Annotated in this window: 20 protein-coding genes; 16 read left to right on the top strand and 4 right to left on the bottom strand. The window is 49.6% G+C overall.

From position 1 onward, the window contains the following. Window positions 1-25: 25 nt before the first annotated feature. The 7 genes from H9Q79_RS13625 (at window position 26) to H9Q79_RS13595 (ending at window position 11,122) form a co-directional block, all read left to right on the top strand. Complete coding sequence (locus tag H9Q79_RS13625) at window positions 26-2,488, top strand: glycogen/starch/alpha-glucan phosphorylase (protein ID WP_249328523.1); 2,463 nt, start codon at window positions 26-28, stop codon at window positions 2,486-2,488. Window positions 2,489-2,634: 146 nt separating this feature from the next. Beyond that, entirely contained in the window at window positions 2,635-5,139 is a 2,505-nt protein-coding gene (locus H9Q79_RS13620) for a tetratricopeptide repeat protein (protein WP_456341161.1), read from the top strand. 73 nt (window positions 5,140-5,212) lie between these two features. Next, window positions 5,213-6,085: a 16S rRNA (adenine(1518)-N(6)/adenine(1519)-N(6))-dimethyltransferase RsmA gene (gene rsmA, locus H9Q79_RS13615; RefSeq protein WP_118644340.1), complete on the top strand. Its 873-nt coding sequence runs from the start codon at window positions 5,213-5,215 to the stop codon at window positions 6,083-6,085. 530 nt (window positions 6,086-6,615) lie between these two features. Then, a complete protein-coding gene (locus H9Q79_RS13610; RefSeq protein WP_249328521.1) occupies window positions 6,616-7,542 on the top strand; it encodes a DUF1002 domain-containing protein in 927 nt (308 codons plus the stop codon). Between the two features lie 402 nt (window positions 7,543-7,944). Beyond that, on the top strand, window positions 7,945-9,000 hold the full coding sequence (locus H9Q79_RS13605) for a proline racemase family protein (protein WP_118644344.1): 1,056 nt from the start codon (window positions 7,945-7,947) through the stop codon (window positions 8,998-9,000). A gap of 76 nt (window positions 9,001-9,076) precedes the next feature. After that, window positions 9,077-10,126, top strand: a complete 1,050-nt coding sequence (locus tag H9Q79_RS13600) for a proline racemase family protein (protein ID WP_249328520.1) — start codon at window positions 9,077-9,079, stop codon at window positions 10,124-10,126. 213 nt (window positions 10,127-10,339) lie between these two features. After that, a complete protein-coding gene (locus H9Q79_RS13595) occupies window positions 10,340-11,122 on the top strand; it encodes a proline racemase family protein (protein WP_118644346.1) in 783 nt (260 codons plus the stop codon). 122 nt (window positions 11,123-11,244) lie between these two features. Here H9Q79_RS13595 and rbr read toward each other — a convergent pair whose 3' ends face one another. The 3 genes from rbr to H9Q79_RS13580 form a co-directional block, all read right to left on the bottom strand. Further along, window positions 11,245-11,781 carry a rubrerythrin gene (gene rbr, locus H9Q79_RS13590; protein ID WP_118644348.1) on the bottom strand — a complete coding sequence of 179 codons (537 nt, stop codon included), beginning with the start codon at window positions 11,779-11,781 and terminating at the stop codon, window positions 11,245-11,247. A gap of 254 nt (window positions 11,782-12,035) precedes the next feature. Then, window positions 12,036-12,578 carry an NADH peroxidase gene (locus H9Q79_RS13585; protein WP_118644350.1) on the bottom strand — a complete coding sequence of 181 codons (543 nt, stop codon included), beginning with the start codon at window positions 12,576-12,578 and terminating at the stop codon, window positions 12,036-12,038. A gap of 117 nt (window positions 12,579-12,695) precedes the next feature. Beyond that, window positions 12,696-13,085 (bottom strand): Fur family transcriptional regulator, encoded by a 390-nt coding sequence (locus H9Q79_RS13580; RefSeq protein ID WP_118644352.1) that lies wholly within the window; start codon window positions 13,083-13,085, stop codon window positions 12,696-12,698. A gap of 292 nt (window positions 13,086-13,377) precedes the next feature. Here H9Q79_RS13580 and metG point away from each other — a divergent pair, with 292 nt between their 5' ends. The 5 genes from metG (at window position 13,378) to glgB (ending at window position 20,275) form a co-directional block, all read left to right on the top strand. Then, the gene (gene metG, locus H9Q79_RS13575) at window positions 13,378-15,411 is read left to right on the top strand and encodes a methionine--tRNA ligase (protein ID WP_118644354.1); all 2,034 of its coding nucleotides are present in this window, start codon (window positions 13,378-13,380) and stop codon (window positions 15,409-15,411) included. 14 nt (window positions 15,412-15,425) lie between these two features. After that, window positions 15,426-16,196 (top strand): TatD family hydrolase, encoded by a 771-nt coding sequence (locus H9Q79_RS13570; protein WP_118644356.1) that lies wholly within the window; start codon window positions 15,426-15,428, stop codon window positions 16,194-16,196. 85 nt (window positions 16,197-16,281) lie between these two features. Next, a complete protein-coding gene (locus tag H9Q79_RS13565) occupies window positions 16,282-16,863 on the top strand; it encodes a TetR/AcrR family transcriptional regulator (RefSeq protein ID WP_249328519.1) in 582 nt (193 codons plus the stop codon). Between the two features lie 39 nt (window positions 16,864-16,902). Continuing rightward, on the top strand, window positions 16,903-18,273 hold the full coding sequence (locus tag H9Q79_RS13560) for an alpha-amylase family glycosyl hydrolase (RefSeq protein ID WP_118644360.1): 1,371 nt from the start codon (window positions 16,903-16,905) through the stop codon (window positions 18,271-18,273). A gap of 73 nt (window positions 18,274-18,346) precedes the next feature. Continuing rightward, window positions 18,347-20,275, top strand: a complete 1,929-nt coding sequence (gene glgB, locus H9Q79_RS13555; RefSeq protein WP_118644362.1) for a 1,4-alpha-glucan branching protein GlgB — start codon at window positions 18,347-18,349, stop codon at window positions 20,273-20,275. A 52-nt stretch (window positions 20,276-20,327) separates the two neighbouring features. On the opposite strand, the gene H9Q79_RS13550 is transcribed toward glgB, so the two are convergent. Continuing rightward, window positions 20,328-21,023 (bottom strand): TraX family protein, encoded by a 696-nt coding sequence (locus tag H9Q79_RS13550; protein ID WP_249328518.1) that lies wholly within the window; start codon window positions 21,021-21,023, stop codon window positions 20,328-20,330. 357 nt (window positions 21,024-21,380) lie between these two features. Here H9Q79_RS13550 and H9Q79_RS13545 point away from each other — a divergent pair, with 357 nt between their 5' ends. From H9Q79_RS13545 to H9Q79_RS13530, 4 genes are read left to right on the top strand one after another with little or no spacing between them, the layout of a single operon-like run. Further along, complete coding sequence (locus H9Q79_RS13545) at window positions 21,381-21,890, top strand: A24 family peptidase (RefSeq protein ID WP_249328517.1); 510 nt, start codon at window positions 21,381-21,383, stop codon at window positions 21,888-21,890. Further along, the gene (locus H9Q79_RS13540) at window positions 21,887-22,909 is read left to right on the top strand and encodes a P-loop NTPase family protein (RefSeq protein ID WP_249328516.1); all 1,023 of its coding nucleotides are present in this window, start codon (window positions 21,887-21,889) and stop codon (window positions 22,907-22,909) included. Before H9Q79_RS13545 ends, H9Q79_RS13540 begins: the two co-directional genes overlap by 4 nt. A gap of 29 nt (window positions 22,910-22,938) precedes the next feature. After that, the gene (locus H9Q79_RS13535) at window positions 22,939-24,093 is read left to right on the top strand and encodes a TadA family conjugal transfer-associated ATPase (protein ID WP_330596815.1); all 1,155 of its coding nucleotides are present in this window, start codon (window positions 22,939-22,941) and stop codon (window positions 24,091-24,093) included. Then, window positions 24,077-24,838, top strand: a complete 762-nt coding sequence (locus tag H9Q79_RS13530) for a type II secretion system F family protein (RefSeq protein ID WP_249328515.1) — start codon at window positions 24,077-24,079, stop codon at window positions 24,836-24,838. The genes H9Q79_RS13535 and H9Q79_RS13530 overlap by 17 nt, the downstream gene beginning before the upstream one ends. Window positions 24,839-24,840 lie beyond the last annotated feature (2 nt).

Here is a 24,840-nt window from a genome sequence, read left to right as displayed (position 1 = left end):
ATCGATGGGAGGAACCAGGATAAGCATGCTGAATCCGATATTTAAGAAGGAAAAATTTAAGAAAAGTGTAAGAGAAGAAGTGAAGAACCTGTTCCGCACAACCCTGGAGGAGGCAAACAGCCACCAGATCTATCAGGCAGTGTGTTATGTGGTGAAGGATGTCATCATCGATAACTGGATGAAAACCCAGAAGGTTATGAATGAGACAGATCCTAAAATCGTATATTATATGTCCATGGAATTTTTGACCGGCCGTTATCTGGGCAATAATCTGCTGAACCTGACGGCATATGGAGAGGTAAAGGAGGCCCTGGATGAGCTGGGCATTGATCTTAATGCCATTGAGGACGAAGAGAGGGACCCGGCCCTGGGCAACGGAGGGCTGGGCCGCCTGGCCGCCTGCTTCCTGGATTCCCTGGCGACGCTGGGGTATGCCGCTTACGGCTGCGGCATCCGTTATCACTATGGGATGTTCAAGCAGGAGATCCGCGACGGCTATCAGGTAGAAGTACCGGACAACTGGCTGAAGGACGGAGGCTATCCCTTCGAGCTGAAACGGCCGGAATACGCCAAAGAAATCAAATTCGGAGGCTATGTGCGGGTATCCTACAACCAGGAGACCGGAAGGAATGATTTCATCCAGGAAGGCTATCAGTCTGTGCGGGCAATCCCCTATGACCTGCCCGTTGTCGGCTACAATAATAATGTGGTAAACACCCTGCGTATCTGGGACGCGGAGGCCATTAATGATTTCCAGCTGGATTCCTTCGACAAGGGGGATTACCACAAGGCAGTAGAGCAGGAAAACCTGGCCCGGACCATTGTTGAAGTGCTGTATCCCAATGATAACCACATGGCGGGCAAGGAGCTTCGTCTGAAACAGCAGTATTTCTTCATATCTGCCAGCGTTCAGACGGCGATTCAGAAATATAAGAAGAATCACGGTGATATCCGCAAGTTATATGAGAAAATTACATTCCAGATGAACGACACCCATCCGACGGTAGCGGTGCCGGAGCTGATGAGGATTCTGATGGATGAAGAGGGACTGACCTGGGACGAGGCCTGGGAGGTGACCACCAGGACCTGCGCCTATACCAACCACACGATCATGGCAGAAGCTCTGGAGAAATGGCCGATCGAGCTGTTTTCGCGGCTGCTGCCAAGGGTGTATCAGATTGTGGAGGAGATCAACCGCCGGTTCTGTGAGCGTGTCCGCGCCCAGTATCCGAACAATGAGGAGAAAATCCGCAAGATGGCTGTGATCTATGACGGCCAGGTGAGGATGGCCAATCTGGCCATCGTGGGCGGCTATTCTGTAAACGGAGTGGCAAGGCTGCATACGGAGATTCTCGAAAAAAGAGAGCTGAAAGATTTCTATGAGATGATGCCGGAGAAATTCAACAACAAGACAAACGGCATCACCCAGCGCCGTTTCCTGCTTCACGGCAACCCGCTGCTTGCAGGCTGGGTGACGGAGCACGTGGGAAAGGAATGGGTGACAGACCTTTCCAGGAACAAGGGACTCACAGTCTATGCCGACGATGAGAAGGCCCAGGCCGAATTCATGAACATCAAATATCAGAATAAGGTGAGACTGGCAAAATATATCCAGGAACACAACGGAGTAGAAATAGATCCCCGGTCCATCTTTGACGTACAGGTAAAGCGGCTGCATGAGTACAAACGCCAGCTGCTGAACATCCTGCATGTGATGTATCTCTATAATAAGATCAAAGAACATCCGGAGCTGCCCTTCTATCCCCGGACCTTCATTTTCGGAGCGAAGGCCAGCGCCGGCTATGAGCGTGCTAAATCTATCATCAAACTGATTAATAATGTGGGCGGGGTCATCAACCACGATGAAACCATCAAGGGGAAACTGAAGGTAGTATTTATTGAGGACTATCGTGTCAGCAACGCAGAGCTGATCTTCGCGGCGGCCGACGTGTCCGAGCAGATTTCCACCGCCAGCAAAGAAGCCTCCGGAACCGGCAACATGAAGTTCATGCTGAACGGCGCCCTGACCCTTGGAACAATGGACGGCGCCAACGTGGAGATCGTGGAAGAGGTCGGTGAGGAAAATGCGTTTATCTTCGGCCTGACCGCAGACGAGGTGATGAATTACGAGCAGAACGGCGGCTACAATCCGATGCAATACTTCAACAACGACCCGGATATCCGCCAGGTGCTGATGCAGCTGATTAACGGGATGTACTCAGGCGGGGACATGAACATGTTCCGCGATATTTACAATTCCCTGCTGAACACACAGAACTCCAGCCGTGCCGACATGTACTTTATACTGGCAGACTTCAAGTCCTATGCGGCGGCCCAGGAGCGTGTGGAAGCCAAATACCGCAATGAGGCAGCCTGGGCAAGGAGCGCGATCCTCAATACTGCCTGTGCCGGAAAATTCAGCTCAGACAGGACAATTCAGGAATACGTGGATGACATCTGGAAGCTCGAAAGAATAACTGTAAAATAAACCTCCGCCTCCCGCCGTTTTTTGTCCGGGTATCCACACACCCCGCCAGCCGGAATCTTTTGGATTTAATTTGGAAATAATAATTTTTGACATTGACTTTCCGGTGTGATACACTAAAACCATCTATAGCTAAATAGTCATTAGAGGTGAATACGTTGGATAAAACAGAATACCATTTAAAGCTGGACGAGCTTACGCGGTGTGTGCAGGAACAGGACTTTAATAATGCGCTGCAGATCGCGGAAAGCATCGACTGGAGGCGGGTAAAAAGCATTCGCACACTGAACATGGTGGCGGATATTTATGAGGTTAATAAAGATTATCGCAATTGCAAGGACATTTTATTGCTGGCTTATGACAGGGCATCTATTGGCAAGAGCATTCTGTACCGCCTGGTGGAGATCAGTCTGAAGCTGGGAGAAGTGGATGAGGCTGTAGATTTTTATACAGAGTATACAGAGGTTGCTCCGAATGATAACTCACGGTATATTTTGAAATATAAGATCTATAAAGCCAGACGTTCTCCGCTGGCAGACCAGATCTCGATTCTGGAAGAGTATAAGGATAAGGAATATACTGAGCGCTGGGCTTATGAGCTGGCGACTCTCTACAGCAAGGCGGGCGACAACCAGAGATGTGTGGATGCCTGTGATGACCTGATTTTGTGGTTTAGTGAAGGTAAGTATGTGGTGAAGGCCATGGAGCTGAAGATGAAGTACCAGCCTCTTGCGCCATCCCAGCAGGATTTATATGAAAAAGAGAAATACCGTTATCTGAAAGCAGAACGTCCGAAGGTCGTACCTCCTGCCCGTCCGAGGGTGGAGAAGAGTCCGGCACGGGCGTCCAGTGCCGACAGCACGGGGTCCCAGGACGTATTAAAACGCATGGATCAGGCAGGGGCAGCTATCACCAGGAATGTGAACATGAACGATGCTATGGACGAGGCAGCGGCTACTGATGACTCTGTGGACGATTATTCCATCACTTCCCGGGAATTTATTGGGAAGACAGCAAACCTGAGAGAGCAGCTGGCAAAGAGCATCCATGAAGTGTTTTCCGGCGTGAAAAAAGAGGCACCCCAGGTGAAGGATCTGGGAGTGTCCAGAGAGCTGGAGATGCCTGAGCCGGAAGAGGTTCCTGAGAATTTACTGGTTCAGGATCTGGAGCCGGAGAAGGTTGAAGCAGAAGTGAGGCCAAGGCCTGAAGCAGCCAGAACCATCTTATCCAGGCCGGAACCTAAGGCAGAGACGGAAGAAGAGCAGATAGAGGGGCAGATGTCCTTTGCAGACTTTGATCTGGATGCGCTGCTGAAAGAAACGGCGGATAGTCTATCTGAAGAGATAGCATCCGGAGATTTCGATAAAAATAGGCAGTTGACGCAGGCGCCCGCACAACCGGGATCAGCGGAAACTGAAGAATATGAGGCGGGGCGTTCGGCAACAGGTATTGAGGGGTATGAGCCAGAGCCTGCAGCTGAAGTGATGATGGATGTGCCAAAGGAGCATACGGCAGAGGCAGCTGCGGAGGCGATGGAACAGGAGGCAGCCGGAGAAGAAGACATTCCCGACCTGTCAGACGCATTGGAAGCGGAGGCGGATCAAGAAGTATCCCATGGTACATCTGAGCCTGAGAACCGGTTCAGGGACATTCATGAATTTGATGAGATGGATGAACTGGAGGCGGGATTTTTACAGCCGCAGCAGTCCAAGAAGCCTTTATATAATGAAGAGCTGGAGATTCCAGACCCGGAACCAACCCCTGAAGAGAAGATCCAGAGGACAATTCCGCTGAATAAGATTGGACAGAATACAATCCCTGTTTCTATCGAGGATGTTTTGCGGGAAGAGACTCCGGAGGAGCGGAGGATCCGAATTCTGAATGATGCGAAGCCTACCCGGATGAGTGACGATCAAAGGAAAATCTTCACATATTTTGCGAGAATTCCCGGCATGGACCAGCAGATTTTAGAAGCGATTAATAATGTATATGAACATGCAGGAGAACATACCTCCCGTCATGGGAACATAGCAGTAATGGGCGCTGAGGGGACCGGTAAGTCCAGACTGACCTATGGGCTGATTGTTGCGATGTGCAAGGATCTGGGCATGGATGCGGCGAAGATTGCCCGTCTGGAGGGTTCTGACATGAACCACAAAGATCCTGCCAAAATCGTAGCCAAGATGTCCGGAGGATTCCTGATCATTGAAAACGCCGGCGATATGACTGCAAAGACCATCGATAAGCTGAACCGCGCCATGGAGTTCAGAACAGACTGCATGATCCTGATTATTGAAGATGAGAAAGCGAACATGCGCGCTCTTCTGAAGCAATATCCCCAGTTCGCGGGTAAATTTGAACAGGTGATATCCATTCCTGTTTTCACGAATGATGAGCTGGTGACCTTCGCCAGAACTTATGCCACAGAAAACGGCTGCAAAATGGATGAGATGGGTGTGCTCGCTCTTTACACACTGATTGGCAACAACCAGTCGGAGGAAGAGCCGGTTACGATTTCCAGGGTTAAGGAAATGGTGGACAACGCCATGGCCCGTGCGAAAAAAGGAACACGCAGGTTTGGACGGCGTGGGTCTGGACGCGACAAGAATAAGGATCAATGGACCGTCCTGTATGAAAAAGATTTTGATGTATAAACAGATAGGACCGGGGTACAGAAAGCTGTTGCCGCCGGTCCTTTTTATCTGAAAAACTTGAAGGAGCTGGAGAATGGAAAAAAAGAAGCCCTGGCTGGGGACTCCGCAGAGAACAATTGAGATCTTGCAGAAGTATGGATTTCGTTTTCAGAAGAAATTCGGGCAGAATTTCCTGATTGACCCTCATGTGCTGGATAAAATTCTGGCTGCGGCGGAAATAACAGAGGATGATTTTGTGGTTGAGATAGGGCCGGGTATAGGGACTCTGACCCAGTATCTGGCTTATGCCGCCAGGGAGGTCTGCGCTGTGGAGATTGACCGCAATCTGATCCCCATCCTGGAGGATACGCTGAACGACTGGGATAATGTGACAGTGATACATGAGGATATCCTGAAACTGGATCTGGCTGACCTTGCGGAAAAAAAGAACGGGGGGAAGCCTGTTAAAATAGTTGCAAATCTGCCCTATTATATTACGACTCCGATTATCATGGGCTTATTTGAGAACCATGTTCCGGTGGATACGATCACGGTGATGGTGCAGAAGGAGGTGGCCAGCCGCATGCAGGCCGGGCCGGGAAGTAAAGATTACGGGGCTCTTTCTCTCGCGGTTCAGTATTATGCGGAACCATATCTTGCAGCAAACGTGCCTCCCAACTGTTTTATGCCCAGGCCGCAGGTGGGCAGTGCCGTCATCCGGCTGAGAAACAAAGTGTCTAAAACGGAAGTATCGGATGAAGCTCTGATGTTCCGGCTGATACGCGCGTCGTTTAACCAGAGGAGAAAGACATTACTCAATGGTCTTCGCAATGATAAAGGACTTTCCTTTCAAAAGGAAGACCTGGAAATCGCTCTGGCGGCATGCGGCCTTTCACCAGATGTCCGGGGAGAGACACTGACGCTGGAACAGTTCGCGGCGCTGGCCGATTATCTGAGGCGATCATAAGTGCTTGCCTGCGGGAGAGAGGGGACTTCATCAGGAATGCTGATAACAGGGCACACAAGGAGGGGCTGCCGCGGATATCCGCAGCAGCCCCTTATTTTAAAGGAAGGAGAGCCGATTTTTCAATCGGCATATGAAAAAGAAAATTATAAAATAATTTTTTGGCTTAATTATTTTATACTGTTAGTATACAGTCAAAATGTGTTGAAATCATGTTCAGCCTGTAAAGAATTCATGAACAAAATCAAAAGCTTCTATGAATCCCGGGACGTGTTTGACAGGGTATGTTATAATGTCATCAGACATTACAACAGCGCCGGCCTGTAATTGAGCGAAGTAAAATTTTCTGTTGCAGATTCTGCGTATATTCTGGAGGGATCACATGGCCAGAGAACATGTTATAATGTATCTGCCAGCCTGACGCCGTGCGAAAGCAGAAGGTTTAGGCAGGCTGCCGCACAGGCGCGGCGGGATGGCGGCAAAACCATTTGACAGGGGAAAGTCGGTATTTGAATTTAGAAAGGGGAATTTATATGAAGGCAAAGTGGAGAAAAGGAGCAGCAATTACTTTAAGCGCGGTGATGACCTTGGGCATGCTAGCTGTGCCGGCTATGGCGAGCGCAAAGGATGCGGTTTTGAATAAGCCATATGTTTCATTGGGTGCAGATTTGGATGGGAATCAGAGGGCCACGGTGCTTGAGCTTCTGGGAGTGACAGAAGAAGAGCTGCAGGGATATACGGTTGTGAACATCACGAACGAGGAAGAGCATCAGTATCTGGATGCTTATCTGGATTACAGCCTGATTGGAGACCAGGCGCTTTCATCCGCGCTGGTAGTCGGAAAGGAAAGCGGATATGGGATTCAGGTGACGACCCAGAACATCAGCTACTGTACCGTGGGAATGTATCAGAACGCGTTGGCGACTGCCGGAATTGAGAACGCTGACATCAAGGTGGCCGGACCGGCGAAAATATCCGGCACAGCCGCATTGATTGGCGTTATGAAAGCTTATTCAGAGATGACAGGTGAACCCCTGCAGGCGGAGAATGTGGAGGCAGCCACCCAGGAGCTGGTAACAACCAGCCAGATCGGTGATGTCCTGGGGGACACGGAGCAGGCGGAAAATCTTATTGCCGCGATTAAAGAAGCCATTGTCGCATCGGGCATTGACGATCCTGAAAAGATTGATGAGATTATTGACAAAGCATCCTCTGAGTTGCATATTACACTGACGGATGAGCAGAAGCAGCAGATAAAAGACCTGATGGAGAAAATCTCCAATCTGGACCTGAATGTGGATGATTTGAAAGCCCAGGTGCAGGGAATCTACGAGAAGCTGGAGGGGATGGATCTGAATATCACAGAAGAGGATGTGCAGGGCTTTTTTGCACAGATCGGCAATTGGTTCAGCAATGTGTGGACGCAGATCACAGATTGGTTTAGCGGGTTATTCAAATAATGCTATTTAGTGCTGGATATAGTGTAAAATACACAAAAAATAATGAATGCTAGCATATAAATTAAGCAAATTAACAGATGTTTCATCGTGAGTTCACACTGTGTTCATAAATAATTGCTAATATATATTCAGTTCAAAGGAACTGCTGAACTGTAATGGATGATTCATTACACAAAAATTTTTTCATAATAATAGCCCCGGTAGAATTACCGGGGCACTCCTCATTTTATGGGGAGTTTTTTTGTTTTCTGAGTTTTTTGATGCGCTAAAAAGTCTTTCGTGACAATTCGCTGTATTTGGGGGAGTACTTCAATTTTTTTGATCTTTGACTTCAATAGTATTAAATATACAGAAATAAGAGTCTCCTTTATAATATAGGTCAAGAAGGAGGTATATTAGAATATGGGATTCAAACGAATGTTTGACTGTGTGGAGGTTCATGAAGGAGAACCCATGCGCGTTATTACGGGCGGCGTTCCTTATATTCCCGGTGATACGCTGCAGGAACAGGAAAAATATCTACAGGCCCATGACAGGCAGATTCTGGGCATGTTACTGAATGAACCCAGAGGGATGCCGGCTACCGTTATCAGTCTGATTGTGCCGCCAAAAGATCCGCAGGCAGCGGCGGCTACGTTGTTTGCCTGCGGGGATGCCTGGACCCTTCACAGCGGTGCCACGGTCATTGCCACGGCCACAGCACTTCTGGAAACCGGAATGATTCCCATGCAGGAGCCGGTGACTGAATTTAACCTGGAAATTCCCGCCGGACTTGTGCCCATCCGGGCGGAATGCAAAAATGGTAAAGTAACCAGATGCACTTTTACCAGTCTGCCTACATTTGCTGCAGGACTGGATCAAACAGTAGACGTGCCTTCATTGGGGAAGGTGACTATTGATGTGGCATGGGGCGGCCAGGGCTTTTTTGCGGTAATAGACGCTGTTCAGTTTGACGGTCTTGTATTGGACTCGGAGCATGCCAGGGAAATCCGGCGTCTGTCTGCAGCAGTTACACAGGCAGCGAAGGAGCAGCTGCATCCAGTTCATCCCGATTATCCGGATCTGGGCGTGGGCGTATCAATTATGTACCAGCCCCCCATTACACCCGGTACAGATATTCGTACGGCGAATGTCTATGGCTGTACCGGCGTAGATCTGAAGCGGCCGGAAACCTGGGAAACCGGCGGGCTGGACCGGGGCGTCTGTGGGACCGGGAGCTGCGCGCTGATGGCGGTGCTCCATGCAAAAGGCAGGTTAGAGGTGGGACAGTCGTTAGTCAATGAAGGCCTTATGGGAATTCAGTTTACAGAAACAATCATTGGGGAAACAAAAGTCGGGAATTATCCGGCAATTCTCCCACAGCTCACTGGCGAGTGCTGGGTCTATGGGCATACAAAATGGGTGATGGATGAGACAGACCCCTTCCAGAAAGGATTCCGGTTTGGAGATATTTGGTGATTTTAAATCAGATACATCTTAGGTCATGGGCATTTTAGCCCCGGGCGGCGGAGAGCTGCAGGAGGGAAAGTAAAATATGGGTATTCGCAGAACATTTGACGCGGTGGAGGTTCATGAAGGTGAACCGATGCGGGTTATTACCGGCGGGGTTCCCTATATCCCCGGAAATACATTGATGGAACAGAGAAACTGGCTGATCCGGCATGATGATCAAATTCGGAAACTCATGCTGACGGAACCACGGGGGATTCCGGCTTCAGTGGTCAGCCTGCTGGTGCCGCCAAAAAATCCAAAGGCATCTGCTGCTGCAATTTTTATGTGCGGAGAGGAATATCCGCTGTGCAGCGGCGCAACGGTCATGGCGACAGTGACGGTTCTTCTGGAGACCGGGCTGCTGCCTATGCAGGAGCCTGTCACGGAATTTGAACTGGAAGTGCCGGCTGGGCTTATGCATATTCATGCCGAGTGTAAAAACGGAAAGGTGATCAATACCACTTTCACTAATCAGCCGGCTTTTTCCGTATATCTGGATGCTGAAGTGGAAGTGCCGACGCTTGGCAGGGTCAGAACTGATGTGGCCTGGGGAGGATGCTTTTTTACGATTATAGACGCGGCACAATTCCCGGGATTGGTACTGGATTCTTCCCATGCAAAGGATATTCAGAGAATATCAGCTCTTGTGACCAGAGCGGCACAGGACCAGCTGCCGGTTTCTCATCCGGATTTTCCGGGTATCGGCATCGCCAACACAATGATGATCCAGAAACCGGTTAATCCCGGAACAGACCATCGTACTGCCAACGTTTATTATTATGATCCTGTTGAATTTGACCGTCCGGAAACCTGGACCGGGGCCATGGACCGGGGGGTCTGCGGGACGGGAAGCTGTGCCATCATGGCCATGCTTCACGCCAGAGGAAAACTGGGTGTAGGAGAAGCCTGGGTGAACGAGGGGCCTCTGGGCATCCGTTTTACAGGAGAGATTCTGGAGACGGCAAAGGTGGGAGATTATGAGGCTGTGATTCCTCAGCTATCCGGTGAATGCTGGATCTATGGGTACTCCAAATGGGTGCTTGACGACAGCGATCCCTTTCCAGAGGGATTTAAGATTGGGGATATTTGGTAAACTTTCCGCAGTTGTATGTTTTTACTTGTCACATCGCTTTGCCAACCAACAACGTGCAGTCATGCGAGAGAAGCCATTCACGAATAGCATATGGTTCGTACCGTAAGGCTGGGTTGGCGCAAGGAAGGCATGCTGAGGCAGCATGTTAGAATAAATGAAAGATAACTGTAGAACATCGTATGAGGAAGGGGAACAACGACGGGATTTAAAAGAATGTTTGACGCAGTCGAAGTTCATGAAGGAGAGCCACTGAGAGTAATAACAAGCGGTGTTCCCAGCATTCCCGGCAACAGCGCATATGAGCAATGCAAGTGGCTGGAGAAAAATGATGATCAAATCGGGCTCCTTATGCTGAGGGAGCCGAGAGGGATTCCGGCCACCTGCGCTAATCTGATCGTTCCGGCGAAAGACCCGCGGGCGTCGGCTGGATTTATCATCATGGAACATACGGAATATCCCATGATGAGCGGCGGAAATGTCATAGCGGTAGCAACAGCGCTTTTGGAGACTGGACTTTTACCCATGGAGGAGCCTGTGACAGAATTTAATCTGGAGGCACCCGCGGGACTGATTCACATTGTAGCAGATTGCAGCCATGGAAAAGTACAACAGGTTACGTTCCAGAATGTTCCGGCTTTTGCGGAGCATCTGGATCAGGTAATAGAGGTTCCTCATCTGGGAAAGGTAAAGGTTGATTTTGACCGCCCGGAGACATGGTCAGGGGCAATAGACAGGGGTGTCTGCGGAACCGGGACCTGTGCCTTGATGGCAGTTGCCGGAGCAAGGGGTGAACTAGAACTGAACGAACCTTTTATAAACGAGGGACTTTTGGGACTGCGTTTTAAAGGAATGGCTATAGAGGACACGGAGATCTATGGACGCAAAGCTATATGTCCGACAGTGGGAGGAATGTGCTGGATTTACGGTTATAGCAAATGGGTGTTTGACGAGGACGATCCATTCCCCAACGGCTTTACCTTCGGGGATATCTGGTAATAGACAGCATATAAAGAGTCTAAAGAAAAAGCAAGCATATCCTACAGAGGATCATGTTGTGAATGTCATGAGATTTCTGCGGGATATGCTTGTATTGCAATGCAGTTCCTTATGTAACGGGATTAGTAATTCTCTACTTTTCTTTCAAAATAAGCCTTCGGATGAGCGCATACCGGGCAAATTTCGGGAGCCTCCTCGCCCTCATAGACGAATCCGCAGTTCCTGCACTTCCAGCCGAGAGGAGCATCGCCTTTAAAGGTCTTATCTGCCTTGTAGGATTCCAGAAGCTTGCGGTACCGGCGCTCATGTGCTGCTTCTACGCGTGCCACACCTTCAAACTTAACTGCCAGCTCTTCAAAACCTTCTTCTCTGGCTTCTCTGGCCATTCTTGCATACATGTCGGTCCATTCAAAATTCTCACCCGCTGCAGCGTCCTCCAGATTGCCGGGGACGTCGGAAATTCCATGGAATTCCTTAAACCACATTTTAGCGTGCTCTTTTTCCTGATCGGCTGTTTCCAGATAAAGTGCGGCAAGCTGCTCATATCCGGCTTTTTTAGCCTGGGAAGCGTAATAGGTATACTTGTTCCTGGCCTGGGATTCACCCGAGAAGGCATCCATCAGGTTCTGTTCTGTTTTGGTTCCTGCATACTTCGACATATCAAAATCCTCCTTTATTTTTTACTCTCTCACATATTATCAGTATAACGTATCAGGAAAAAATTGCAAATACTTTTACTGGGGATGATAATTATTCCGCCCATACGTTATGTTTCTGCGGCCTCCGCGTCTCCTGTCTTTTGAAAATCTGAAACAGAGGATGTAGATTAGTGCTTTATAAAAAACTGGGGCGTGCGGGAGTTTTCCCGCACACCCTTATATGTTCTTAAATATGAAGTATATCGAATTTTTTATTAGCCGAAATATCTCTTCAGAAGGCCTGCGAAAGCTTTGCCATGGCGGGCTTCATCACGGGCCATCTCATGTACGGTGTCATGGATAGCATCCAGGTTAGCGGCTTTTGCACGTTTTGCCAGATCAGTTTTACCTGCGGTAGCGCCATTTTCTGCTTCAACTCTCATTTCCAGGTTTTTCTTGGTGCTGCTGGTTACGACTTCGCCAAGAAGCTCAGCAAATTTAGCTGCGTGCTCGGCCTCTTCGTAAGCAGCCTTCTCCCAGTATAATCCTATCTCCGGATATCCTTCTCTGTGGGCTACGCGGGCCATTGCCAGATACATGCCGACTTCAGAGCACTCACCTTCAAAGTTTGCTCTCAGGTCCTTCTTAATGTCTTCATCAACGTCGGCGGCAACGCCTACTACATGTTCTGACGCCCAGCTCATTTCTCCGGACTGCTCAATAAATTTAGATGCCGGTGCTTTACAGATTGGGCAAAACTCAGGTGCTGCATCTCCCTCGTGAACATAACCACATACGCTGCATACAAATTTTTTCATCTTTTTTCTTCCTTTCTTTATGGTGTTTATTTTTTTGTTTATATTGATATTAGTAATTGTTACTGATATTAATATAGCAGATTGCTTTTCAGTTGTCAACCCTGTTTCTAAAGATTTTTAAGATTTTTTAATGCAGTTTCCGCATATACCATAGAAGTTCACACTGCAGCTCTCAACAATTCCGTCAAAGTTTTCACTGGCCCTGTCTTTAAACTGGCTGATGTCATTCATTTCCAGATCCAGGACGGAACCGCATTTCCGGCAGGTAAAGTGATTATGGGGCGCGGTGTTCCCGTCAAAACGGACGGCTCCGTCGCTGGTTGTCAGCTTCTGGATCTCGCCGAGGTCGGACAATAGGGCAAGATTACGGTATACAGTGCCCAGGCTGATATTTGGATAGACCTTGCGAATATCAGAATACACCATATCGGCTGTGGGGTGATCTGTGCGATGCATCAGATTATCCTTAATGGATTCCCGCTGCCGGCTATATTTCAGAGTTGGCATCGGTATCCTCCTTTCTTTAATAATAATAATTGTTATTATTATAATATAATATAAAGACAGATAAGTCAAGAAAAAGTTTAAATAGGCGCGCGGATGTCTATATCGTGGATCTGGAATATTTTCACAGGTTTTTCTTCATAATCAAAATAGGGCTTATTGTCTTTGGCGGCTGTCTATGCTATGATAGGAACAGAAATTGAGCCAATCATGAAAGCCGGCTGTTTCGCAGCTTTGGCACTCTCAGAGCTGCCGCCCGGCACTTTCATAGTAAATATATAAGGAGACGATAGAAATGAAAAAGATCAGGAAGAAATATTATATTACCACAGCGATTGCCTACACTTCAGGTAAGCCGCATATCGGTAATACCTATGAGATCATTTTGGCTGACAGCATAGCCCGTTTCAGGAGACAGCAGGGGTATGAGGTTTTTTTCCAGACGGGCACTGACGAGCATGGGCAGAAGATTGAGCTGAAAGCCCAGGAGAAGGGGATCAGCCCCAAGGAATTTGTTGATGATGTATCGGTGCAGATCAAGAGGATCTGGGATCTGATGAATACTTCTTATGATAAATTTATCCGGACGACGGATGAGGATCACGAGCGTCAGGTTCAGAAGATTTTCAGGAAGCTGTACGATCAGGGGGATATATATAAGGGATATTATGAGGGAATGTATTGCACTCCCTGTGAATCCTTTTTTACAGAATCCCAGTTGGTGGATGGAAAGTGTCCGGACTGCGGCAGGCCGGTAACACCTGCCAGGGAAGAGGCATATTTCTTTAAGATGAGTAAATACGCCCCGAGACTGATTGAATATATCAATGAGCATCCGGAGTTCATTCAGCCTGTTTCACGGAAGAATGAGATGATGAATAATTTCCTGCTGCCGGGGCTTCAGGATCTCTGTGTGTCTAGGACGTCCTTCAGCTGGGGGATTCCTGTGGATTTTGACCCCAGGCATGTGACTTATGTATGGCTGGATGCCCTGACGAACTACATTACTGGAATTGGATATGACTGTGACGGCAGCAGCAGCGGGCAGTTTGAGAAGCTGTGGCCGGCGGACCTGCATCTGATTGGTAAGGATATCATCCGGTTCCATACGATTTACTGGCCGATTTTCCTGATGGCGCTGGGGCTGCCCCTGCCTAAGCAGGTGTTTGGCCATCCCTGGCTGCTTCAGGGAGACGGCAAGATGAGCAAATCCAAAGGCAACGTGATCTATGCAGATGACCTGGCAGGGATTTTCGGCGTGGACGCTGTGCGATATTTCGTTCTTCATGAGATGCCTTTTGAAAATGACGGGGTGATCACCTGGGAACTGATGGTCGAGAGGATGAATTCAGATCTGGCCAATACCCTGGGCAATCTGGTGAACCGCACGATTTCTATGTCTAACAAGTATTTCGGCGGCGTGGTCTGTGATAAAGGCGTTCAGGATGTGATGGACGATGATCTGAAAGCAGTCGTAACAGGTACGGCTGGCAGAGTGGTTGAGAAGATGGCAAACCTCAGGGTGGCAGACGCGCTGACGGAGATATTTAATCTCTTTAAGCGCTGCAACAAATACATCGATGAAACGATGCCGTGGGCTCTGGCAAAGGATGAAGCGAAGAAGGACCGCCTGTCCACGGTGCTTTATCATCTGGTGGACAGCATAGCGATAGGGGCTTCTCTTCTGGAAGCCTTCATGCCTGAGACAACAGAGCGCATCCTGGAACAGCTTGGAGCGGAAAAGCGGGATTATGAGCAGCTGGATCAGTTCGGCCTGTATCCGTCCGGCGGAAAGGTGACTGAAAAGCCGGAAATTCTTTTCGCCCGGCTGGACGTGAAGGAAGTGCTGGAGAAGGCGGAAGCCATACAGGAGGCCCAGAGGGCTGCGGCGGAGCAGGAAAACCCAGAGGTTCCGGCCCAGGGCGGGACAGGACAGCCTGAGGAAGGCGCCGGCCAGAAGGCGGCAGATCAGGAGAAGGGAGCAATCAGCCTGGAACTGAAGCCGGAGATTACTTTTGAAGAGTTTGGCCGGATGCAGTTTGCCGTAGGTGAAATCATCGCCTGTGAGGCGGTGCCAAAGTCCAGGAAGCTGCTCTGCTCACAGGTCAGGATTGGGGATCAGGTGAGGCAGATTGTGTCGGGAATTAAAGCGTATTATACACCGGAGGAGATGGTCGGGAAAAAAGTGATGGTGCTGGTGAACCTGAAGCCGGCGAAGCTGGCCGGCGTGCTTTCGGAAGGGATGCTGCTTTGTGCAGAGGACGCCGACGGCAATCTGTCACTCATGACGCCGGAGAAGCCGATGCCTTCAGGCGCTGAAATCTGCTGATTTGGAGAGCTGCTATGATATTTGAGACACATGCGCACTATGATGACGAGGCCTTTGACGGGGACCGGGAGGAGTTGCTGGCCTCCCTGCCCCGCCGGGGTATCGGGAGGGTGATCAATGTCTGCGCCGGAATGGACAGCCTGGAGACTGTCAGAGAGCTGATGGAGCGGTATCCCTGTGTTTATGGAGCCGTTGGGATTCATCCGGATGAAGTGGGCGGATTGAATGATGAGAGAATAGAAGAGATCCGCGGGCTCTGCCGTCATGATAAGACAGTGGCGGTGGGGGAGATTGGGCTGGATTATTATTGGGATAAGGAAAGCCATGAGGTTCAGATACAATGGTTTGAACGTCAGATGCAGCTGGCCCGGGAGGAAAAGCTTCCTGTGATCATACACAGCCGGGAAGCTGCCGCAGATACCCTGGCTGTTGCCAGACGGATGGGGCTTTCAGAAATCGGAGGCGTCATGCATTGCTTTTCCTATGCGAAGGAAATGGCCAGAGAATATCTGAATATGGGTGTTTATCTGGGGATCGGCGGAGTGGTGACCTTTAAGAATGGCAGGAAGCTGAAAGAAGTGGTGGAATATGCGCCTTTGTCCCAGCTGCTGCTGGAGACCGACAGTCCGTACCTGGCGCCTGAGCCGAACAGAGGGAAGAGAAATACTTCTCTGAATATCCCTTATATCGCAGAGGAAATTGCCAGGATTAAGGGGATTACAGCCAGGGAGGTGACAGAGATTACAGAGCAGAATGCTCTGAGATTATTCACAAAGGCCGTCTGAGGGATCAGGCGGCTTTAACCATTTGATGGGATCTGTTGACTTTTTATATACCGATTGGTATACTAATAATAAGGAGATCAATCAGATGGACAATCGGGAAATGCTACTGGATACAGCGTTGTCGCTGTTTTATGAAAAAGGATATGATGCGGTGGGGGTCCAGGAAATCGTGGATCTGGCGGGAGTTACGAAGCCCACCCTTTATTATTATTTCGGCAGCAAACGCGGGCTTCTGGAAGCGCTGCTGTACTGCTATTTTGAATCGATTGAGCAGAAACTCCGGAGCGCGGCCGTCCACGACGCAGACATGCCGCAGGTCCTTTACCGGGTAGCTGAGGCTTTTTTTGAAGGAGCCTGCGGGAATCCCAGATTTTATCTCCTGATGCTGTCGTTGTTCTATTCCGGGAGGAAAAGCGATGGTTTCCAAACGGTATATCCGCTGATCCAACGATATTACAGGCTTTTTGTGCATATCTTTGAAGAGGCGGAGGGAGAGCTGGGCAATATGAACGGCAGGCAGCAGCAGTTTGCCACGGGATTTATCGGTATTTTGCATCATCATCTGATGATGGCGGCCGGAGACAGGGAGGACTTATCCGGGCTGGAGATATCCGGCGGTCAGATTTATGAGCTGGTGCGGCAATTTATGTACGGTATTTATTCTTAAATTAAATTTGACATCATTAAGGGACAGGAGGAAATTATTTTGGCTAAATGGTATGAAGAAGCGGAATTTTATCATATATATCCGATTGGCCTTCTGGGAGCGCCCAGAAGGAATGAGGGCGGAGAGGTGGTCCACCGGCTGGAACGGCTGACGGAAGAGTGGCTGCCTTATCTGAAGGAGACTGGATTTGAAGCTGTATATATCGGGCCCCTTTTTGAGTCGGTTTCTCACGGTTATGACACTACAGATTATAAGCTGGTGGACCGCAGGTTGGGAGATAACGGGGATTTCAAGCGGTTTGTGAGTGTGGCCCATGATCTGGGGATACGGGTCGTCGTGGATGGAGTGTTCAACCACACAGGGCGGGAGTTTTTCGCCTTCAGGGATATCCGGGAGAAAAAATGGGACTCTCCCTTCAGGAACTGGTATAAAGGGGTGAATTTTGACGGGAACAGCAGCTATCAGGATGGTTTTTCCTATGAATCCTGGCGCGGCTGCGCGGAGCTCGTGAATCTGAATCCCTGGGAGGAGGCTGTCCGGGAATATCTTCTGGGTGTGATTGATTTCTGGATAGAAGAATTCGACATTGACGGCATCCGGCTGGACTGCGCGGACTGCCTGGAATTCTCTTTTATGGAAGAGATGCGCAGAAGAACCGGGGAGAAAAAAGAGGATTTCTGGCTGATGGGAGAGGTAATACACGGAGATTATGGGCGGTACATCGGCGATGGGACGCGGATGCTGCACAGCGTCACGAATTACGAGCTTCATAAAGGAATTTATTCCGGGCATAATGATCATAATTATTTTGAGATCGCGCATACGATCCGCCGGGAATTTGATGAAAACGGCGGGATCTACAAGGGCATGAAGCTGTATACATTTATTGATAACCACGATGTGGAACGGATTTATTCAAAGCTGCGGAACAAGGAGCACATCGTTCCTGTTCACACCCTGCTGTACCTGCTGCCGGGCATACCGTCTGTTTATTATGGTTCAGAATTCGGCATCGAGGGCATCAAGGAGAACGGAAGTGATGATCCCCTGAGACCGGCTCTGGATCTGAAGGATATGAGAGAAACGAATCCTCATCCGGAGATCCTGGAGTGGATCCGGGTGCTGAGCGGAGTCAGAAGGAACCATAAGGCCTGTGTGAACGGCAGGTACAGGGAATTGCTTCTGACCAACAGGCAGTATGCATTTGCCAGAATGGAGGACGAAGATGAGGTCATTGCGGTACTGAATAATGACGAACAGGCAACAGAAGTATCCGTCCAGGTTCCGTCAGGGGATAAGAGCTATCAGGATGTGGTGTCGGGAGAAATCTTTGTCCCGGAGGGAGGAAGGATTTCGGTGGCGCTGAAACCGTGCGGGAGCAGAATTCTCGTTTTACAGGGGGCAAAGTAGTTTTTGCCCGCAGCCAGGGAGGGCATAAGAACAGGCGGCGCTGTTCTACTATGGAGGAAAGAGAGGGTGTTTCATGGCAAAGGGAGGAGCAAACGTCAGTAAAGAAGAGCCGGCGCGTTTTGGGGAGCTGGATCAGTATTTATTCGGCCAGTCCACACATTATGAGATTTACCGGAAAATGGGGGCGCATCCCGGTCTGGAGAAGGGAAAGAAGGGCGTCTGGTTTACCGTCTGGGCGCCGAACGCGTCGTCGGTTTCTGTCGTTGGCACATTTAACGGCTGGAGGCCGGACAGCCATCCGATGAAAAAGGTGGCAGAAATGGGTGTTTACGAATTGTTTGTGCCGGAAGCCCTGGAAGGTGAACTCTATAAATATTGTATTCACACGAAGGATGGGCGGGAGCTGTATAAAGCGGACCCTTATGCGTTCTGTTCAGAAAAGCGTCCGGGAAATGCGTCGAGAATCGCTTCCATCGGCGGGTACAAATGGGGCGACGCCCTTTGGATGCAGAAACGGCAGGAATTTTCTCCCCAGACTTCGCCGCTGTCCATCTATGAAGTACATCCGGGCTCCTGGAAGAAGCATCCGTGGACAGAAAGCAACCCGGAGGGCTTTTACAATTATAAGCAGATGGCCCAGTCTCTGACAGAGTATGTGAAGGATATGGGCTATACTCATGTGGAGTTAATGGGAATTGCCGAGCATCCCTTTGACGGCTCCTGGGGATATCAGGTGACCGGCTATTACGCGCCGACTTCCCGCTATGGGACGCCTTTGGAGTTTAAATATCTGGTGGATTACCTTCATAAGAATAAGATCGGCGTCATCTTGGACTGGGTTCCCGCCCATTTTCCGAAGGACGCCCACGGGCTGGCTGAATTCGACGGCGAAGCCGTATATGAGCATGCAGATCCCCGCCAGGGAGAACATCCGGACTGGGGAACCAAGATTTTCAATTACGGGCGCCCGGAGGTGAAGAATTTCCTGCTGGCAAACGCGCTTTACTGGGTGGAAGAATTCCATGTGGACGGCCTGCGGGTGGATGCGGTGGCGTCCATGCTGTACCTGGATTATGGAAGAGAGCCCGGCCAGTGGATTCCGAACAAAAATGGCGGCAATGAAAACCTGGAAGCGATAGAATTCTTCAAACATCTGAATTCACTGGTGACCGGACGGAATAAAGGCGTTATGATGATCGCGGAAGAATCCACGGCCTGGCCAAAGGTAACCGGTGACGTCCACGATGGCGGACTTGGGTTCACACTGAAGTGGAATATGGGATGGATGCACGATTTCCTGGAATATATGAAGCTGGACCCTTATTTCCGTAAGTATAACCACCATAAAATGACATTTTCCCTGACCTATGCATTCAGTGAAAATTATATTCTCGTTCTGTCACATGATGAAGTGGTGCATCTGAAGTGTTCGATGATTAACAAGATGCCTGGAGAGGATGAAGATAAGTTCGAGAATCTGAAGGCGGGATATTCATTTATGATCGGGCATCCCGGGAAAAAGCTGCTGTTCATGGGGCAGGACATCGGCCAGTACCGGGAGTGGAGCGAGGAGCGGGAGCTGGATTGGTTCCTGCTGCAGAACAAGCCGAATGAACATCTCCAGGCATATGTCAGGGATCTGCTGGCCATGTATAAGAAATATCCGGCGCTCAGCGGCAATGATACCGGAAGTGAATGCTTTAGCTGGATCAATGCCAATGATGGGGACAGGAGCATTTTCAGCTTCATCCGCTGGTCTCCTACCGGTAAGAACCATCTTCTGTTCGTCTGTAATTTTACTCCGGTGGACAGGCCGGATTACCGGGTGGGTGTTCCGAGGAGGAAACAGTACCGGTTGATTCTGGACAGCAGGAACCTGAAGTACGGAGGTTCCCATGAGGTCCCGGAGGTCTATCGGGCTCTGAAGCGCGAATGCGACGGACAGCCGTTCTCCATCGGGTACGATTTGCCTGGGTATGGGGTAGCAGTGTTCAGGTTTTGATTTACAGTCCAAGCCGCTCTGGGGTAAGCGCAGAGATAAAGCCCAACCGGAACTAGGAGAATACGGATATGAGGGGGCATAATAAAAGCAGGTGCAAGGGGTAAAAAATATAAAAGCCATATTTGAGCTGCCTTCCGCGCTTCCCGTTATAAAGATAGATAGGAATTAAAGCCAGGAAAGCGGCCGGCGCGCCAAAACCGTCCAGGTTCAGTATAAAGCAGCCGAGAAATGCTGCCTGTACAGGAAGTCTTCGGAAATAGTAAAAGGCGGCCAGACAGCATATTCCGTATACCCCGTAATCGCTCCTTAGCAGCCAGGCGGCAGCCGCAAACAAGGCCAGCACAGCGGCCTGGGCGGCTCTGCTCTTATTCAAAGACAAGTTTTTCCGTTCCATCTGATCCAGGCAGGTGAAAAGCAAAAGACCCAGAAGCAGCGTAAAGCAGGTGTTCTGATATCCAGGATCAAAGAAGGAGCGGTGGAGTGCCAGGTCAAAGGGTACTTCTGAGAGGACAGCCAGAATTAAAAGATCGCGGATATAGCGTCCCCGGCTGTGAGTGTAGAAAAAACCCTCAGCCAGTAAAAAGCAGAAGATGGGAAAGGCAATACGTCCGATCATGCTGCTCAGGAGCAGAAAGACTGGATCAGGCACGGATAAAGCCTTGCTAAGGTGATCGGCCAGCATGGCTGCGCAGGCGATCACCTTTAGGCCGGCGCCGGACAGAGGTTTAATAAAAGTATCAGTCTCCAATAGGATTCTCCTTTTACTAATGGAATATCTATACTTTAACATGACAGAACCAGAGAAACAAGAGTGGGCCTTTAAGGTTTAGCAGCTTTTTTGCCGGCAAATTTCCGGAGAATTTTCTGCTGTAATTTTGTACAGGTTTCACAAAACAGAAATAATTTAGAATTTGCTCTGGACAAATCTCAGGTGGGTGATATAATAGTATCACAATCAATCATGATTCAAATGAGAGATAATCCTGTTCAGGATTGTTTTTCCCATCAAATTATTTACAATCTAACATACTTTTGTGAATGGAGGACCATTAGCTGCTTTGTGTACGGTGTTACGGCTAGGTGTCTCGTCAGAGGAGGTGAGTGATTGAGTGTCTCAGGCTGCCTGGCGCTCATTGTGGCCCTGGGGTCGGCAGAGATGGATCTGCGCAGCCAGAAGATTTCGAATGGCTGGCTTCTGACGGCCATGCTTCTGGGTTTCTTGTATCAGTGCTTTGATCCTGGCGGAAAAGGGCCGTCAGAATTTGCGGCGGGAAGTATAACGCCTGTTCTGCTGCTGGGGGGACTCTTTTATTTCCGCATGCTGGGGGCGGGGGATATTAAACTATTGTCTGCGTTGGGAGGCATTATGGGCGATAAAGCGATACGCTCCTGTGTCTTCTGGTCTGTGATCTTCGGAGCGGTTATTTCCGTCATGATTCTGTGTGTCTGCGGCTGCTGGCTGCAGCGTCTGCTTTACTTTACCGATTATATCAAGCGATATTTAACGACTAAAACCAGAAAGCCATACCGCCTGAAAGGACAGCGGCAGGAACATTTTCATTTTTCCGTGCCTGTCCTCATGGGGGTTCTGCTGTGGATAGGAGGATTCTATTGAATCAGATTAAGAAAAAGAACATATTTGCAGTCTGTGACCTGGAGGTGGAATATGCCTACAATTTCATGGAATATCTCAATCAGAGGCGAAATCTGCCCTTTGAGGTACAGGCTTTTACATCCGCTGAGATACTATGCGAATATGCGAAATCACAGCCCATTGAGATTCTGCTGATCTCTGACAAAGCCATGTGTGAAGAAGTTAGGCAGCTGAAAGTGGGCAAGTTGATTATTTTGACAGAAGGGGTGCATAACCCGGAGCTGGATCAGTATTCCAGCATTTATAAGTATCAGTCTTCCGATCAGGTGATCAGGGAGGTTATGGATTGCTATGGAGCCGAGAAGGCTGCGCATGAGGGAAGTCCGGTGATGAAGAAGAGCACCAGCGTCATCGGAGTATACAGCCCGGTCGGACGTACACAGAAGACCTCTTTTGCGCTGACGCTGGGGCAGATCCTGGCGAAGGACCGCGCCGTCCTCTATCTGAATCTGGAGAGCTACTCTGGATTTGAACAGATACTGGGTGAAACCTATGAGCGGAATCTAAGCGACCTGCTGTATTTTGTCAGACAGGAGAACGCCAACGTGATCCATCGCCTGAGCGGCATGGTTCTGCCCATACAGAACCTGGATTATGTTCCGCCGGCGCTGTCTCCCATGGATATTCAATGTACATCCTGCGGGGAGTGGCTTGCACTGTTTGAAGAAATTGTCAGGAACAGTACCTATGAAGTGCTGATCCTGGATCTGGGCGACGGCGTACAGGAGTTATATCAGATTCTGGATTATTGCACCAGAGTATATGTGCCTGTCCGGGGGGATGCCCTTTCAGCGGCCAAGCTCGCCCAGTTTGAGAATCTGCTGCGGATGTGGGATTATGAAGGGGTGTTGGAGAAAATGCAGAAAATCAAGCCTCCGTTCCACAGCACGAACAGGACGGGAAAGGGCTATATAGAAGATCTGGTCTGGAGCGAGCTCGGGGATTATGTCAGGCAGCTTCAGAGGAAGGAGCCGGGTTGAGCTGTTTTGAAAGCATGAGGAAGCTCTTAATGTCCCGCCTAGAGGCGCGGGGCGAATTGACTGATGAGGAAATATTAGAAATCATTGATGATCTGGTGCTTTCCAGGAGCCGGGAATTCCTGCTGACGCTGAAAGAAAAGGAAGGATTGAGGAAAGATCTTTTTTATTCTGTCCGCAAGCTGGATGTGCTGCAGGAACTGGTGGAAGATAACACAGTGACAGAGATCATGGTCAACGGCTATCGGGATATCTTTGTGGAAAGAGATGGGATAATCCGGAAGTGGGAAAAATCATTTACTTCAGAGGAGCGGCTTCAGGACGTGATCCAACAGATTGCAGGAAAGTGTAACCGGGTGGTCAATGAACAAATCCCCATTGCGGATGCGCGGCTGGAAAACGGGTCCCGGGTAAATATTGTGCTGCCTCCGGTAGCTTTGGATGGCCCCATAATGACCATCAGGCGCTTTCCGGATGATCCGGTCACCATGGAAAAGCTGGTGTCCTGGGGCAGCATAACCGCTGAAGGGGCAGGATTTCTGAGAAATCTTGTTCGTGCCGGATATACGATTCTGGTGGGCGGGGGTACGTCTACCGGAAAAACGACTTTTTTAAACGCCTTGTCTAATTTCATACCAAAGGAAGAACGTATCGTCACGATTGAAGACAATGCAGAGCTGCAGATACAGGGCATTGACAATCTGGTCCGGCTGGAAGCCAAAGCTGCTAATCTGGAGGAGAACAGAGAGATTACAATCCGCGACCTGATAAAAACCGCACTGCGAATGCGGCCTTCCCGGATCATCATCGGGGAGGTGCGTTCCGGTGAGGCAGGAGATTTTCTGAGCTGCCTCAATACCGGACACAGCGGCAGCCTGGGCAGCGCTCATGCCAACAGCGTCCGGGATATGATCGGCCGCCTGGAAATGATGGTTCTCATGGGAATGGATTTGCCCATACCAGTGATCCGGAGACAAATCGCGTCTGGTGTCGAGATCCTGGTACATCTGACAAGGGACAAGACAGGCAGGAGGATGGTAGAGGAGATAGCAGAAATTACAGAGTATGCGGAGGGTGAAATCCAGATTCAGACCTTATACGGAAGGAACCGGCAGTCAGAGCTGGTCTGCGTATCACCGCTGCGGCACAGAGAAAAACTGGAGAAAAGCAATGAAAAAAATCAATAAGGAAAAACAAGATTATGAAACCTATCATTTCGCTGTCTGGGAATGGGCGGTCAACCTTCTGGGCGGCGCCTTGACAGGAGGCCTTGTCACGTGGCTCTGCTACCGTTCCGTCCTGGCGTCCCCGCTGGCGGCGGCCATTGCCGCGGGTTTCATATGGCAGAGGAAACGAACGCTGCTGGAGGAGAAAAAACGCCGTCTTCACTATCATTTTAAGGATTTCATATCTGCGCTGCACATTTCGCTTCGGGCGGGTTATTCGGTGGAGAATGGCGTTAGAAGCGCAAGAGCCGATCTGGAAAAACTGTATGGGAAGGAGGATATTATGGTACAGGAACTGGCGGAAATCGTGGGGCAGATGGAATTTCAGGTTCCGGTGGAACAGTTGTTTCTGGAGCTGGGACGGAGGAGCCAGATTGAGGATATCAGAACCTTTGGGGAGGTGCTTTTGATTGCAAAAAGAACAGGGGGCAACCTCTCAGGAGTCCTCCAGGATACCTGGAGAACCTTATGTGAAAAAATAGATACCAGACAGGAGATAGATACAGTGATCGCTTCAAAAAAGTATGAACAAAACCTGATGAGCATAATGCCCGCAGCCATCATCCTGTACCTCCGGTTCAGCTTTGCCGGGTTTGTGGAACAGCTTTACGGGAACTTCACGGGCGTTGTAATTATGTCAGTCTGTCTGGCAATTTATGCGGGAGCCTTTGTCCTGGGAAGGCGCATGATAAGAATTGAGGTGTGAGC

The organism is Wansuia hejianensis (assembly GCF_014337215.1).
Taxonomy (GTDB): Bacteria; Bacillota; Clostridia; order Lachnospirales; family Lachnospiraceae; genus Scatomonas; species Scatomonas hejianensis.
Note: the sequence above shows the minus strand (reverse complement) of the source record. Positions and strands in the feature narration are given on the sequence as shown.

What these genes read in the sequence shown, in the direction of transcription:
- H9Q79_RS13625 (WP_249328523.1), top strand. Translation starts at nt 26, where the DNA reads ATGCTGAATCCGATATTTAAGAAGGAAAAATTTAAGAAAAGTGTAAGA.
- rsmA (WP_118644340.1), top strand. Translation starts at nt 5,213, where the DNA reads ATGGAAAAAAAGAAGCCCTGGCTGGGGACTCCGCAGAGAACAATTGAG.
- H9Q79_RS13610 (WP_249328521.1), top strand. Translation starts at nt 6,616, where the DNA reads ATGAAGGCAAAGTGGAGAAAAGGAGCAGCAATTACTTTAAGCGCGGTG.
- H9Q79_RS13605 (WP_118644344.1), top strand. Translation starts at nt 7,945, where the DNA reads ATGGGATTCAAACGAATGTTTGACTGTGTGGAGGTTCATGAAGGAGAA.
- H9Q79_RS13600 (WP_249328520.1), top strand. Translation starts at nt 9,077, where the DNA reads ATGGGTATTCGCAGAACATTTGACGCGGTGGAGGTTCATGAAGGTGAA.
- H9Q79_RS13595 (WP_118644346.1), top strand. Translation starts at nt 10,340, where the DNA reads ATGTTTGACGCAGTCGAAGTTCATGAAGGAGAGCCACTGAGAGTAATA.
- rbr (WP_118644348.1), bottom strand. Translation starts at nt 11,781, where the DNA reads ATGTCGAAGTATGCAGGAACCAAAACAGAACAGAACCTGATGGATGCC.
- H9Q79_RS13585 (WP_118644350.1), bottom strand. Translation starts at nt 12,578, where the DNA reads ATGAAAAAATTTGTATGCAGCGTATGTGGTTATGTTCACGAGGGAGAT.
- H9Q79_RS13580 (WP_118644352.1), bottom strand. Translation starts at nt 13,085, where the DNA reads ATGCCAACTCTGAAATATAGCCGGCAGCGGGAATCCATTAAGGATAAT.
- metG (WP_118644354.1), top strand. Translation starts at nt 13,378, where the DNA reads ATGAAAAAGATCAGGAAGAAATATTATATTACCACAGCGATTGCCTAC.
- H9Q79_RS13570 (WP_118644356.1), top strand. Translation starts at nt 15,426, where the DNA reads ATGATATTTGAGACACATGCGCACTATGATGACGAGGCCTTTGACGGG.
- H9Q79_RS13565 (WP_249328519.1), top strand. Translation starts at nt 16,282, where the DNA reads ATGGACAATCGGGAAATGCTACTGGATACAGCGTTGTCGCTGTTTTAT.
- glgB (WP_118644362.1), top strand. Translation starts at nt 18,347, where the DNA reads ATGGCAAAGGGAGGAGCAAACGTCAGTAAAGAAGAGCCGGCGCGTTTT.
- H9Q79_RS13535 (WP_330596815.1), top strand. Translation starts at nt 22,939, where the DNA reads ATGTCCCGCCTAGAGGCGCGGGGCGAATTGACTGATGAGGAAATATTA.
- H9Q79_RS13530 (WP_249328515.1), top strand. Translation starts at nt 24,077, where the DNA reads ATGAAAAAAATCAATAAGGAAAAACAAGATTATGAAACCTATCATTTC.